Below are 12855 nucleotides of genomic sequence, written 5' to 3' on the forward strand. Positions count from 1 at the left end.
CGACGGGCCAGGGGCATGCCGGGCGGCCGGTCCGGTCGCTGCCGCAGTGGGGAACCGGGCAGGTCGGCGAGCCGACGGTCGGTATTTGGCTGCGCCCATCCGATCGTGGCGCGCGGCGTCGACGCGCTCCCCGGTTCTCGTGGTTGCGGAGGTGGTGGGCCTTCAGGCCCAGTCCGCGGATGCGTCTGTGACTGACCGCTTCAGGTGGCCAGTTGAGCACTGTCTCTGATGGGTGGTGACGCCTCCTGATCGTCCGAGGTGGGACGGGGCCCGCGCTCGCCGGTCGCGGCTGCACCACGCAGGAGATGTCGATCAAACGCCATCTGTGATGTGCTGGCACAGAATGTCACTGACGGATATGGGGAGCGGACGTGGACGACGAGGAGAAGATCGCGCGAGGAGTGGCCCGGGGCATTGCTCGGCACGAAGCCGCGCGGGCCGACGCGCAGGCCCGGCAGTTGCTCGGCTGCCTACTGATGTTCGCGGTCGTCGCCGTCGGCTTCATCCTGCTCGTTACGTACGGCTGAGCGGGACACACCAGGGAGGCGCTCGACCGGCCGATGTCTTGATAGGGCGGGCGAGTTTGGCGATCTTGTCGTCGTCGCCGAGTTGTTCGAGCACGTCCGTTCCCCACAGCACGCTCCGGATTCCCTCGTGCTTGACCATCCCGGGCGACACGCCGAGGCGGAAGCTGCCGGGGACGGTCCTGCCGTCGGCCCCGTACGGCAGGACATCGAGCGGGCTGGGACCGTCGGCGGCATACACGGCGCAGTCGGAGAGGACCGCGACCGGGTAGCGGCCGGTGGCCGCCGCGAGGTGGAGCATATTGCGGTGCATGTTGGTGCGGGCCCGGGAGATGACGGCGGCGCGGATGTCGGGGCGCCACGTCGGACGGGCGAGAGCGGGCCAGGGCTGTCCCGGCTTCCAGCCGCCTCCGCGTGCTTTCTCCTGCAGCTTGCCGAGGCCGCCCTTGACGGTCATCTTGACCGCGTCCAGGACGATCGCCAGTTCCGGATCACGGGCCTTGTGGCCTTCCATCGCCACCAGGAACTCCCGCGGGGGCAGTTTCTCCGCGACGCCGAGGTCCGCCATGGTGGCGACGTAGGCGTCGCGCAGCCGCTTGTACCAGCCGTCCAGGAACCGGCCGCCCTCCGGGCGAACCCAGGCCTCGACCGGATCGACGTCGTAGCCCAGTTCTACGGCGTACGCCACGGTGGGGGTGGCGTACCAGGCCGGGCCCCCGGGGCGCCGGCCGGTCGGTGTGAACGGGCTGGGCAGCAACGTGCCGTCGAGGTCGCGCCACTGCTTGGCGACCTTCACCCTGGACAGGTCGACGTGGGAGAGGTCGACCAGCCAGGAACCCGGCAGCCCCGCATCGAAGACCGGGCCGGTGACGTGCACGGGCGGCGATGCCAGACCGACGACCGCGCCGTTGGCCGCCGCGCCGAACGCCAGGTTCACGTCGATGCCGACCAAGTGGCGCTGCATGCACTCGGCGTCGGTCATCTCCCGTGCCCAGTCGTAGGCCTCCTCGAACAGTTTTTCGCCGGGGCCGCGCACATGGAACCTCGGCAGGCCGGCCAGGACGGGGTGTCCGTCGGTCGCCTCGCACGGCGCCGGGTCCACCGGCTCCGTGCCCAGAGAGCCGGGCCGGTGCGCGGAATGCCGCCTGCCGTCGGTGTCCGGCTCGCTCGCGCGGGTCGGCGGGTTCAGCGCGGTCATCAGCTCCAGCCCCGTCACGGCGGTGGAGCCGACCGGCGTCATCACCCGCCGCGCGTACACGCCCAGAGTCCGGGCGAGTTCCGCCGGATCCAGGCGGGCGGCATGGCCCCAGGCACGGTCGTCGAGGGCACGCCAGGAAGGGATGCACAACTGCACGCACTGCCGGCGGCCGCCCTGAGCGGGACGGTAGATACGCGCCCACGGCCCCAACCCGCGCCTGGTGAGCTGCCAGTCGGCGCGCTGGAGCTGCTTGATGACCTTGTGCCCCTCCGGGAGCCGCCCCGCGAGCCGCTCGGCCTCGGACAGCGCGACGGGCAGGCCGTACCGCTCGCACGCCGCCGCCGTGAGCACCAGCAGCGGATCGGCGTCCCTGCCCGAACCATGCAGCCTCTCCGCCCCCAGCTGCGCCTCGGCCAGTGTCCACTCCACCAGCGCGGGCAGTGACTTGGCGGGCACGTCCAGGATCAGCCCGCCGACGCCGTAGCCGGTCACACGCCGGCCGGTGTCGGCGTCGAGGACGAGCAGCGGACCATGCGCGTAGGGGCCGCCGGGCGAGGGCGTGCTGTCCCTGCCGTCCGTAGTCGTCTTCGGCGCGCCCGGGCGGTGTGTTCCCCGCGGTGGCTGGACCCGCGCCGGACGCGATGCGACAGCGGCAGCGGGCGAAGGGAGCGGGGCGGTGCTTGGCATGGTCACCGCCGCGGCCTCGACAGCCCCGCCCGCAGGCCGGTCCTGCGCCGAGGGCGCCGGGCCGCTGGATGCCTTCGGCGCAGGCGGAGCCTGCCGAGGGGCGGCAGTGCTCCCGGTGGCGGGGTAGAGCTGCGCGAGCTGTTCAAGCAGGTGCGCGTACGGCTCCCGCTGCGGAGGCCGCGGTTCCGTTCTGCCCGACTCCCAGGCACTGACCGTCGATCGCCGCACCTCCAGGGGCCGCGGCCACTTCGTCCAGGTGAGCGCGTGGGCCTGATGCAGGCGTCTGCGCTCCGCCGGGGGCGGCAGCGGGGACCGGGACGCGACCAGCGCGTCGACCGCATTGAACAACTCGGAGATGGAACACCTCGGCCCCCGCCCTACCTCGCGGATCGAACATATCGCGTACAAATAGCGCATGTTGAGCGTATATGCAGCGTTCGTGATGGCGGTTCCGGGTTGCTGGAATTTCAGTGATTTGGTTCCGGGTGTATGGATGGCAGTGGCGTCTCAGGTGATCTGGTTCGGCCCGGCAGTTTCCAGCGAAGGCGCCCGGATGTCTGTTGTTGACCATGGGGCGGTCGCTTCCCGGCAAGGGGGCACCTGCTGTCGTGACGTCACGAGCGTCTGGGACCATGGCGCCAAGGGGGATGGCTCGTGCGTCTCGTTGTGATCATGTCTAGGGTCGTGCTCGCCGTGGCGGGCACTTGGTTGTTTCTGTGCGTGATGATCGCCTTTCCCGCGTTGTTGCCGGCGTGGTGGGAGCACTACCTGATCTCTCCGGCTTCGGTGAGCCTGTGGCTGATCGCCATGCTCGTGAGTCCATTTGCCGTCTGCTGGAGGCTGCGGCGTTGGATCGCCAGATGATTGCCGTGCTCGGCGGGAAACGCAGGTTGAGGGGTGCTTCTTTCCCGACCCGAGGGCACAGTGGTGGGCCCGTTGGCCGGAGGCCTGGGTGGGTGAAGTCGGCCCGGGGCTGGCTTCACCGAGAATGTCCCGTCTCATTAGATCTTGCAGAGACAGAGCCGCTGACCTGCGGGGTGACAGGTCGGAGCGCGGATCGGAGCAAGCAAGGTGGGGCGCCCCGGAGGGGCTGAGGTCGACGCCGAGCGCTCGTCTCATCGCTCATGGTGAGAGCGGCGCCTTCTGAGCTGGCCTTCGTCAGGATGGTGAAACGCAGCTGCTCGGCACCGGCTACGACGACCACGCCGCGGCGGTCACCTCGACGGCTGCCGAACTCCAACGCGCCGGGATCGGCCACCGGCTCGGCTTCCGGACCGAGATCGGGCTCCGGCTCGGCAACAGCTACGTGCAGCGGGCGGACCTGGTGGTGCGGGCACCGGCGGCCGGGGTGCCGGTGCTGCTGCTGGAGATCGACCGCCGCACCGAGGACGCGCACGACCTGGTCGCCAAGCTACGCCGGTACTGGGAGTGGGGCCGGCTGCTGCCGAAGGGCGCGGACCAGCGCACCGTGGACCTGGCCCGCCCGCGGCCGGGCGCGTCGACCAGCTCGTCGACCACGAGAAGCGGCTGTGCGCCGGGTCTACCCGCCGGCCGGCCGGGAGGGCCTGGTCCCGGTGGCGTTCGTGTTCGCGGACACCACCGAGGCGAAGGTCGCGGGCACGGTCGCTGTGCTGGAAGAGGCCGGCCGTCGTTGCTGGGCGCCACGCCGGTACGACACCCTCTACCCGAAGGCGGTCACCGCGCGGGATTACGGCCAGGCGGTGCCCGTCATCGTCACCGCCCTGGAGCAGCTGACGGAGCACGGCGCCGACGCGGCGGTGTGGCGGCGGCTGGGACGCACGGGCGAGCAGACGCTGACGGCCGCGCTCGACAACCCCGACGGCGACGCCCTCTACCGCGACCAGGAGGCCCGCGCCGACGCGGAGGACAAGCGGCGCCATGCCGCTGAGCGGGAGGCACAGCGGCCGGTGTGTAAGCGGTGCGGGAGCAAGTTCACCGACCAGCGCTGGGAGGAGACCACCGCGCGCGGCGGGGCCTGGACGGCCGGGGACCGGTCCGTGTGCGGCACCTGCCGTGCCGACGACTTCGCCCGCGAGGAAGCCGTCGCCGAAGCCGCCCGCCTCCGGGCCGCCGTGTAGTCGGAGCCGGAGGACGACCAGGATCCGGGCAGGGGCCGCGGCTGGTTCCGCCGACGGTTGTTCGGTCTCAACGAAGTTGGTTGACCGCATGCCACTGACCTGCATGGGCTGGGTTAGGTGAGACGGGTGGGCCCGGTTTGGAGTCGGCGTCGGTAGAGTGCCGCCGTGCCGTATTTGCCGATGCCGCTCCAACTTGAGACTGTTCGGCTGAGCTTGCGTCCGTGGACCGAGTCCGACGTTGACGCCCATCGCCTGCTCGCCGCTGAACGGGGTGGTGGTGTGCCGTCGATCGAGCACAACCGGCAGGTGATCGAGGATCAGCGCGCTGCGGCGACAGCCACAGGGGTTGCTCTGCTCGCAGTCGTCCGCCGCGACGCGGGCGACTTCATTGGATACTGCGGACTCACTGCCGGCCGGGCTTCTGTTGGCGAGCCAGAGATCGCCTATGAGCTGTTCCGGCGCGTGCACGGACACGGCTACGCCACAGAGGCGGCGTCCGCAGTGCTCGACGCGGCGGTCGCCACCGGACGGGAACGGCTCTGGTCAACGGTGCGTCCCTGGAATGCACCATCGTTTCGCGTCCTTGAAAAGCTTGGGTTCAAGCGCGACCACGTCTCGACAGATGACCGTGGCGAGCTGGTATGGCTCACCCGTCAACTGCGGTAAGAGACGTGTTGCAGCCGGTTCGAACGGACAAGCAGCCCGGCGGGCTGACAGACGCGGGGCAGATGCCGGAGAGCAGCGAGCCCGGGCGCTCGCCGACGTCGTCCTGCGCGAGGCGGAAGGCCGGCTGTCCGCGATGCTGGAGGGCACCGTGCACTGCGTCCAGAACCGCGCCGGGCTGGTCCGCGCTCTCTACGAAAACCTGGACCGTCTGGAAGCTGCGCTCGCGACCCGGGCCGTCTGACCTCCCGGTAGCGAAGCCCCCGTCCGTCAGGAGGCGGCCGGGCCGGCCTGAACCGGCTGGGCAAGCCCAAAGGGAGCCTGGGCAAGCCGTCCTGAACGATGGTTTGCCCACCTCGCCTCGACGCGTTGAGGTGGTGCCCGCCCTGCCGGACGTCCCGGCCGGGCTCGCGAGGGAGGTACCCGGTGGAGACCTTCAAGACAGGGGAGACGGTGGTGCGGCGCGACGTGCACCGCTCCGGGCGGGTGTGGAGCGCGCAGGCGCTGCGGGTGAGCGCCGCCGTTCGTGCCGCCCCGCCGTTCTTCCCGCCGATGCCGAGACCGGCGCTTTTGCCGCTGGCGCCGCCCTGGCCGCCCGCGGCGGTGGCTCCGAAGGCCACGGCCTCGCCGCCTCCGCCGCCCCCGCTTTCGCTGGCGCTCGCCTCCGCCGCCTGCGCCCCAGGCGTAGACCTTGAGCCTGGTGGCGCCCGCCGGAACCGTCCAGGTGGTGCTGCCCGACAGCCAACGAGGGCCTGTACGGGGTGCGTACCGGTTGGTGGGTTACGGGCGGGGTGGTGCTCCTGGGAGGAGGACGGGGATGACCGCGTCGACGGAGGCGGTGGTGTAGAGGGCGACGTCGACGGCTCCGGCCCGGCTGGTACCGAAGCGGACCTCGATGGACTGCGGGGAGCGGACCCAGCCGAGCGGGACCATGTGGTCGAAGTTCGCTTTACCGAGTCTCGGAGTGTCTGGATCGGTGCTGACCTGGACTGATGCGTTACGTAGGTGTCCGTGACGTGAGAGTTTCCCGTGTCGGCTGCCTCAACCTCACGATCAGGACGGTCAGTGGCCAGGCGCAAGGCGAACAGGTCACGCGAGCGATTGGTCCGCCAGGACACGTTCCAAGGATCGTTGACCCATCCGACTCATGGCCGGGTTGCTTTCGACGTAGTACCAGACCAACCCCATCGCTTGAACGAAAGCCCACGCCTTGCCTCGCTCCCATTCAAGGTCGTCGCAACCCAGGTGATCGCGGAGCGCCTGTCGCGGCCCGGCCTCAAGCAAATGCCACGCGCTCACGAGATCCAGAGAAGGGTCAGCAGGCCCGAAGCCGCCAACGTCAAGAATCCCTGTAATCCGACCAGCGGACACGAGCACGTTGCCTGGAATCAGATCACCGTGGGCCATGACGTCCTCAGCTGCACCTCGCGGCAGATCGCGCAATGTTGCCCAGACGCGACGAAGCCGAGGGACATCCAGGAGTTGCTCACTGTGCCTGAAACAGGTCTCCACCCATGCGTCATGGGATTGAAGCTCGCCCCCTCGACCTGTGCCGGCAAACGTGCGGCTACGCGTGTCGATCGCGCGTAGGTCGCTGATGAAATCGGCCAGTTCACGGGCAAACATGTACGATTCGCCTGGGTCCTCGTCGACGGCCACGATTCCGGGCAGCCACGTCTGCACCGACCACGGAAGCGGGTAGCCTGCCCCGGGTTCACCAAGCCCGACCGGCTCGGGCGTGGGGCAACGCGTTCGGCCTACCAGCTCGCGAGCCGCTTCCACTTCGGCCTTCAGCCGGCGCCGCGTCGACTCGACGTCTGCGGACTCAAGGGGGAATCGAGCTGCGAGCCGATCGCCAATGCGGAAGATGGCGTTGGCCGTGCCCTGCGCAGTGATGCTCCTGACGGGCAGGCTCCGCCACTCAGGAAACTGCTGATCTACCAACGTGCGCACTGTCTCAGGTGACACTGTCAGCTCGTTAGGGTGCATCTTCATGGTGGAAGCATCCGCGTCACGACCTTCACCTGCAACCCGCTTCTTCTGTCCCGACCCGATCCTCCAACGGGAAGAGCCGCGCCCGGAGATCGTGCATGCGACGCGCATCTGCTGGACCCGCTTACAGCCGCTTACAGCCTGAAACTCTGATCACCTGGCCGGGCCTCCGTGTCAACGGACAGCGGGCCGGGTGAGCGGACATCTCAGATCCTTGTGTGCGGGCAGTTGATCTCCCTGGCCGGTACGACTATTCGTCCCTCGGACGGGGGATATAGCGTCGCCATCATGAGACCCCTGACTGACACCGCCACCGACCAGGCGCCGGCTGATCCGGCTGCCACCGACGACATGCTGGCCGCTCAGCCCATCGGATACTGGAGTGGACTCACGCAGGCGGCCGTCACTCGGCAGCTGCATGACGCGATGGCCAGGATCGACGTCACGCAGCCGTAGTACTGGGTGCTCAACCGGGTGAATGGTGGGTCCGCGGCGCCGAGCCGCGAGGAGGTCGTCATCCAGCTGACACCCCTCGCGGACGGGCCGCACGAGATCGCGCGTGTCATCGCCCACGGTGTGCCTGCCGGTCAGCGGTGCTTCATGCCGGTCCCGGAGGTGACATCCTCGGACGGGCTCTCGTACGGCAGGCCGGTCTTCTCCACGGTCCCCACGGGGACCTCGTGCCTGGCGTAGTGGGTGGCGTCGGTCAGCCCGGCTTCCAGGCGGGCAAGGCGTCGTAGGAAGCGCTCCATGTCGACGGCCCCGCCCTCGCGCATCGCCTTCCCTGTGCGCGCGTATGTGTCCGCCCAGTCCTGCAAGGTGGCGCGGTCGCCGTCGAACTGGCCGTCGGTGTCCAGGTGACCGCGCTGCCGGATGCTCATCGGCCTGTGCCGGTGGTGGCGGAGGGCCGCCGGCAGGTCCAGGTCTCCGCGCTGCTGCCGCCGGAGTCGACCGCGACCGGTCCGGCCGGCAGGTCGAAGGAGTCCTCGATGGCGGCCGCGGCCTTGTCTGTGTCGCCCGCAGGTCGCCCGGTGACGGGCTGGACGTGTCCGACCCGGCCGTCCTCGTGCTCCAGCACGTCGAGCACCGCCCCCGGGAGTGGCCCGCCGGGGAGACGATCTCGCGGTTCCAGATCTCCTGCACGTTCGTGCCTCGCTGGTTCAACTGCTCACGCCTGCACTGCTGTTCGTGATCGGTCATCGGCGGTCCTGTACCTTCTGTTGTACCGACCGCGCCCCACAGCCGGGGCGCCTGCGGATTTTTGGTCTGCGAAGCCGTCCATGTGACGACGCGGCACAGTTGGCAGAAGTAACGCAGGTCAGTTGGCAAGCCGGACCATCATCGTGGCCGCCCACCACGGTTGGCGCATTCCGTCGGCCGAGCGTGCAGAGTTGGCCCGGGCAGCAACCAGCGCGAGGTCCTGACGTCGGCTGCACGGTGCACGTACGCGAGTCCAGGCGACACTGGTTGCGTGATTGTCGAACGCGCGTATGCCCATCTCTCCTCTTACGACGAGCAAACCTGGCCTTGGTCGGTGCCCTGTGTCCGACAGCTGCTCAACGAAGGGCTGCAATTCACCGCACCGGTGACCTTTCTGGTCGGTGAGAACGGCTCGGGGAAGTCGACCCTGGTCGAGGCGTTGGCGGAGGGGTTCGGCCTGGACTCCTACGGCGGCTCCCACGACTGGCGCTACGCTTCCCCGCGCGGCAGGTCGGCCCTCGGCGAGCGTATGAAATTCGACGCCGCCTCGGGGCTCGGGCGCCGTATGGTCACCAGCTGGTCAGCCCGCAAGGGCTTCTTCCTGCGTGCCGAGACCGCGCTGGACGCCCTGGACAGGGAGGGGTTCTCGCCGGACCATGTCAGCCATGGTGAGGGCTTTCTAGCGGCGTTCCGCGGGAAGTTCCTTCACGCCGGGCTCTATGTTCTCGATGAGCCGGAGGCAGCACTCTCCTTCTCCTCGTGCCTTGAGCTGATCGGGCACATCGACCGGTTGGCCAAGGAGGGCGGCCAGGTCATCTGTGCCACGCACTCCCCGTTGCTGACCGCACTGCCGGGCGCGGACATCATCGAGGTCGGTGAGCACGGAATGCGGCGGGTCGCCTGGCGGGAGCTCGGCGTCGTGGATCACTGGCGCCGCTATCTCGCCGACCCGCACACCTATCTGCGGCACATCGTCGAACCGTAGGCGGGTCCCCTCGCAGCCCTCATCACATGGGCGATGCAGAAGACCCGGCTCTCGGCGTTTGCCGACGGCGTGCTGACTTGCCTACGGTGTTCCCTCCCCGGCCCTGCTGGCTCGCGCGGACCGCGGCTTCGCCCGGGTCCACGCCCAGCGGACCGAGGACCAGGGCGACGGGGCCGATGGCGGCGAGGTCACCCAGGGGTGACCGACGACGCCGCGACAGCAAGGCCTACCGTGCACATCAGCAGCTACACGGTTCTGTACGACCCCGACGGGTTGATCGAGGCGGAGCTTCTGCTCGACCGCGAGCCGTACGAGTGCCTCGCCAAGGCCGTCCTCGCCTGGACCGGCGAGGACACGCTCGCGATCCGCGACTACGAGCAGATCGGCCTCCAGCTCACCGGCCACGCCCGCGCGGTCGCCTCCGACGTCCGGCGCTGCGCAAACCAGATGCCGGAGAGCAGCGGGCCCCGGGCGCTCGCCGACATCGTCCTGCGCGAGGCGGAAGGCCGGCTGTCCGCGGGGATCGAGGGCACCGTGCACTGCGTCCAGAACCTCGCCCGTCTCATCCGCGCCCTCTACGAACGCCTGGAAGCTGCGCTCGCGACCAGGGCCGTCTGACCTCCCGGCGCGAAGCCTCCGTTTATCAGGAGGCGGCCGGGCTGGCCTGAACCGGCTGGGCAAGCCCAAGGGGAGCCTGGGCAGGTGGTGCCCGCCCTGCCGGACGTCCCGGCCGGGCTCGCGAGGGAGGCATCCGGTGGAGACCTTCAAGACGGGGGGAGAGACGGCGACGCCACTCGCGCAGAGTCTGGAAGACCACTCTGGAGAGCGACGCCGGGTAGCCGCGTAGCCCGAGGAGCATCCTTCAGCACAGCTTTGCAACACGAGAGTGCAACAGGAACCGCGTTGCGCACTGACCTGCTGTAACGCCCGTAAAAGGCAGGGCGGGTGTGTGTTGCGCTCTGTGTTGCAGGGGCATGCCGATGTCCGGCCGGCGACAGAAACGACCGTGTGCGCTGACCTGTCTCACCGGAGTTGGGTCGTGTCTCACTATCGAAGGTGGACAGCAGGCGCGCGACCAGCTCGAAAGTGGAGCCGGAGTCGGAACTCACCGTCGATGGTGCGCCGACCTCCGACACCGGAGACGCGCCTGCCGGTGAGACGACCGTAGCCTCGCGCTGACGCCGAGGCCCTGGCCAAGTACTCGACAGACCGGGAGTGACCAGCGCTACCGCGCATCGGTACACCTTCGGTGAGACGGGCGGCTGCGCACCCATGCCGAGAGGATCAACTGCGGACCGGGCATCAATCCTGGGCGGAGGCGGTCAACTCCATCATCGCCTGGGCGTAGGTTGCGCCGTCAATCTCCTCGTCGTCGTACTGGCGCATCAGCTCGTCGATCTTGGCCTGTAGCTCTGTCCGGTCCATCGTTATCTCCCAACATGTCAGTGCCGCACGGCGGGGACAGTAGCGCGACACGTACCGCACGGACGGCGCTTTCGCCAGATCGAGGGCACTTTGCCCTTCCACTTTGAGTTGGTTGCGCGCCTGCTGTCCACCTTCGATGAGACGGACCAGCATCTGTCCATCTTCAGTGAGACACGGCCCGATGTCCGTTGCCATTCAACTCAGTCGCCGTGTCATCGAACCCAGCCGAGGACCTTCTTGACCTTGGCGTGCCAGGATGCCGGGGACACGACCTTCGGCACGTCGATGGACAGGGACTAGCCATGATCAGCGGTGCACACGTCATCCTCTACAGCCAGGACGCTGAGGCGGACCGTGCCTTCATCCGTGACGTCCTCGGCTTCCCCGGTGTCGACGCGGGCGGCGGCTGGCTCATCTTCAAGTTGCCCCCGGCCGAAGTCGCTGTGCACCCTGCCGATGGCCCACCCCGGCACGAGTTCTACCTGATGTGCGACGACCTTGCGCTCCTGCTCGGCGAGTTCCGCGCCAAGGGTGTCGAGATCACCCGCCCGGTGAGCGAACAGCGCTGGGGCAAACTGACTGCGATCCGGCTTCCCAGCGGCGCCGAACTTCCGCTGTACGAACCGCTGCACCCCATCGCCCACTGCCTGTGACCCCGCAGCACTCAGCTCAGAGTGACGAATCTCAGGGTGGCCGCAGAGCGTCGGTGGCGTCGCCACCACAGTGAGGCTGCACGCATCGGAATCTCGTTCGTAGCGGTTTGTAACACTAGCGGCCCAGTGCGCGACGCTGGGACGTTGTGTCATCGAACTTAGTCGCCGCAGGTCAAGACGCCGCAACCGACTAACTTCGATGACACCAGACCCCCAACTCCGGCGAGACAGGTCATGCGCCCAACTGCTCCCCGCAGCGGCTGTCCCGTCTCCGCGGAACTGGTCCTGGTCTCAAACGATCGGGTCCGATTCGCTCGGCGTCTCAGGCGATCTGGTCCGTCGGTGCTCTTGTCCGTGCTGGATGGCAGGCTGCGCCCATGAGTTATGACCTTGCTGTCTGGGAAGGCGAGCGGCCTGCAGGTGACGTTGTTGCAGGCCAATGCTTCACCGATCTGTATGACAAGTACATCGACGCGGATGGGCCCGACGTTGCTCCGTCCAAGCGAATTGCGGCCTATGTCGCCGCACTCTTGGAGCGATGGCCCGATCTCACCGAAGACGAGGACGACATCTCGCCGTGGTCAACGAATACCGCCGTGCGGCATCCGCGGCGATCGCGGCCGGCTTCGACGGCTTCGAGATTCAGGCGGCCAACGGCTACCTGGTGCACCAGTTCCTCTCCAACAACGCCAACGAGCGCACCGACCAGTACGGCGGCGCAGTCACCAACCGCATCCGCTTCGCCGTCGAGGTCGCCTCGGCGGTGGCCGACGAGATCGGCGCTGACAGTACGGGCCTGCGGGTCTCGCCGGGCAACTCGTACAACGACATCACCGAGCGCGACACGCACCAGGTATACCCGGCTTTGCTCGCATCCCTGGCCCCATTGAACCTGGCCTACCTGCACGTGATCCGCGCCGGAGACGAAGACCTCGTCGCGAGGCTGCGCCGCGAATGGCCTACGGCCCTGCTCCTCAACCGTGCCGGCGCTCCCCTTGAGGCACGGATCGCCGACCTCGACGCCGGGCTGGCCGACGTCGTCACCGTCGCCGCGGCCGCTCTGGCCAACCCGGACCTGCCGGCCCGCCTCCAGGCGAACGCCCCGCTGAACGCGGCCGACCCGGCCACCTTCTACGGCGGCGACCACACCGGATACACCGACTACCCCACCCTCGACGCGGCACAGAAGTGACATGGCACCGGCGCGCGACCCGGCGCGCGCCGGTAGAGGAGCCACCTGAGGGTGAAGGGACAGGGTAAGTCGATCAAAGTGGTTGGGGTAGGAGTGCCAGGCCGGTCTCGCAGAGGTGTGCGTCTCCTGGTGAGTGGCGTGGCCTGCCGGCCCGCGACGAGTAGGCTGATCGTTCGCCATCGGACGGGGGAGGCCGGCGTGGACTACGGCGACAAGCTCTTCTGGCTCTCGGTTGTG

General features: G+C 68.6%; 15 protein-coding genes and 2 pseudogenes. 10 read left to right on the forward strand and 7 right to left on the reverse strand.

Annotation, left to right across the window (positions count from 1 at the left end; all coding sequences use genetic code 11):
• Positions 1-371 precede the first annotated feature (371 nt).
• Entirely contained in the window at positions 372-527 is a 156-nt protein-coding gene (locus tag ACFXKG_RS32990; protein WP_384846815.1) for a hypothetical protein, read from the forward strand.
• On the opposite strand, the gene tap is transcribed toward ACFXKG_RS32990, so the two are convergent.
• Positions 514-2766 carry a telomere-associated protein Tap gene (tap, locus tag ACFXKG_RS32995; protein WP_384846844.1) on the reverse strand — a complete coding sequence of 751 codons (2253 nt, stop codon included), beginning with the start codon at positions 2764-2766 and terminating at the stop codon, positions 514-516. The genes ACFXKG_RS32990 and tap overlap by 14 nt on opposite strands.
• A gap of 297 nt (positions 2767-3063) precedes the next feature.
• Between tap and ACFXKG_RS33000 the strand changes: the two genes are divergently transcribed.
• Positions 3064-3273: a hypothetical protein gene (locus ACFXKG_RS33000; protein ID WP_384846817.1), complete on the forward strand. Its 210-nt coding sequence runs from the start codon at positions 3064-3066 to the stop codon at positions 3271-3273.
• A gap of 438 nt (positions 3274-3711) precedes the next feature.
• On the opposite strand, the gene ACFXKG_RS33005 is transcribed toward ACFXKG_RS33000, so the two are convergent.
• The gene (locus ACFXKG_RS33005; protein WP_384846819.1) at positions 3712-3927 is read right to left on the reverse strand and encodes a hypothetical protein; all 216 of its coding nucleotides are present in this window, start codon (positions 3925-3927) and stop codon (positions 3712-3714) included.
• Between the two features lie 11 nt (positions 3928-3938).
• On the opposite strand from ACFXKG_RS33005, the gene ACFXKG_RS33010 reads away from it, so the two are divergent.
• The 3 genes and pseudogenes from ACFXKG_RS33010 to ACFXKG_RS33020 all read left to right on the forward strand — a co-directional run.
• Positions 3939-4508, forward strand: a complete 570-nt coding sequence (locus tag ACFXKG_RS33010) for a hypothetical protein (protein ID WP_384846821.1) — start codon at positions 3939-3941, stop codon at positions 4506-4508.
• Between the two features lie 180 nt (positions 4509-4688).
• Positions 4689-5174: a GNAT family N-acetyltransferase gene (locus ACFXKG_RS33015; protein ID WP_384846846.1), complete on the forward strand. Its 486-nt coding sequence runs from the start codon at positions 4689-4691 to the stop codon at positions 5172-5174.
• A gap of 79 nt (positions 5175-5253) precedes the next feature.
• Positions 5254-5415: pseudogene (locus tag ACFXKG_RS33020) on the forward strand (restriction endonuclease); the annotation flags it as partial.
• Positions 5416-5951: 536 nt separating this feature from the next.
• On the opposite strand, the gene ACFXKG_RS33025 reads toward ACFXKG_RS33020, so the two are convergent.
• Both ACFXKG_RS33025 and ACFXKG_RS33030 read right to left on the reverse strand, forming a co-directional pair.
• Positions 5952-6104 (reverse strand): hypothetical protein, encoded by a 153-nt coding sequence (locus ACFXKG_RS33025; protein ID WP_384846823.1) that lies wholly within the window; start codon positions 6102-6104, stop codon positions 5952-5954.
• A gap of 156 nt (positions 6105-6260) precedes the next feature.
• On the reverse strand, positions 6261-7166 hold the full coding sequence (locus ACFXKG_RS33030; RefSeq protein ID WP_384846825.1) for an aminoglycoside phosphotransferase family protein: 906 nt from the start codon (positions 7164-7166) through the stop codon (positions 6261-6263).
• Positions 7167-7451: 285 nt separating this feature from the next.
• Here ACFXKG_RS33030 and ACFXKG_RS33035 point away from each other — a divergent pair.
• Positions 7452-7730 (forward strand): annotated as a pseudogene (locus tag ACFXKG_RS33035) (MarR family transcriptional regulator); the annotation flags it as partial.
• 20 nt (positions 7731-7750) lie between these two features.
• Here the strand turns inward: ACFXKG_RS33035 and ACFXKG_RS33040 are convergent.
• Both ACFXKG_RS33040 and ACFXKG_RS33045 read right to left on the reverse strand, forming a co-directional pair.
• Positions 7751-8044 (reverse strand): hypothetical protein, encoded by a 294-nt coding sequence (locus ACFXKG_RS33040; RefSeq protein ID WP_384846850.1) that lies wholly within the window; start codon positions 8042-8044, stop codon positions 7751-7753.
• On the reverse strand, positions 8041-8241 hold the full coding sequence (locus ACFXKG_RS33045; protein WP_384846827.1) for a hypothetical protein: 201 nt from the start codon (positions 8239-8241) through the stop codon (positions 8041-8043). Before ACFXKG_RS33045 ends, ACFXKG_RS33040 begins: the two co-directional genes overlap by 4 nt.
• 393 nt (positions 8242-8634) lie before the next feature.
• Here ACFXKG_RS33045 and ACFXKG_RS33050 point away from each other — a divergent pair, with 393 nt between their 5' ends.
• On the forward strand, positions 8635-9348 hold the full coding sequence (locus ACFXKG_RS33050; RefSeq protein ID WP_384846829.1) for an AAA family ATPase: 714 nt from the start codon (positions 8635-8637) through the stop codon (positions 9346-9348).
• Positions 9349-9546: 198 nt separating this feature from the next.
• Entirely contained in the window at positions 9547-9966 is a 420-nt protein-coding gene (locus ACFXKG_RS33055; protein ID WP_384846831.1) for a DUF6415 family natural product biosynthesis protein, read from the forward strand.
• Positions 9967-10650: 684 nt separating this feature from the next.
• Here the strand turns inward: ACFXKG_RS33055 and ACFXKG_RS33060 are convergent.
• On the reverse strand, positions 10651-10926 hold the full coding sequence (locus tag ACFXKG_RS33060; RefSeq protein ID WP_384846833.1) for a hypothetical protein: 276 nt from the start codon (positions 10924-10926) through the stop codon (positions 10651-10653).
• Positions 10927-11075: 149 nt separating this feature from the next.
• Here ACFXKG_RS33060 and ACFXKG_RS33065 point away from each other — a divergent pair, with 149 nt between their 5' ends.
• The gene (locus tag ACFXKG_RS33065; RefSeq protein WP_384846834.1) at positions 11076-11426 is read left to right on the forward strand and encodes a VOC family protein; all 351 of its coding nucleotides are present in this window, start codon (positions 11076-11078) and stop codon (positions 11424-11426) included.
• 577 nt (positions 11427-12003) lie between these two features.
• A complete protein-coding gene (locus ACFXKG_RS33070; RefSeq protein WP_384846836.1) occupies positions 12004-12618 on the forward strand; it encodes a hypothetical protein in 615 nt (204 codons plus the stop codon).
• Positions 12619-12855 lie beyond the last annotated feature (237 nt).

Origin of the sequence: Streptomyces sp. NPDC059255, from assembly GCF_042752355.1 — a bacterium.
GTDB lineage: Bacteria > Actinomycetota > Actinomycetes > Streptomycetales > Streptomycetaceae > Streptomyces.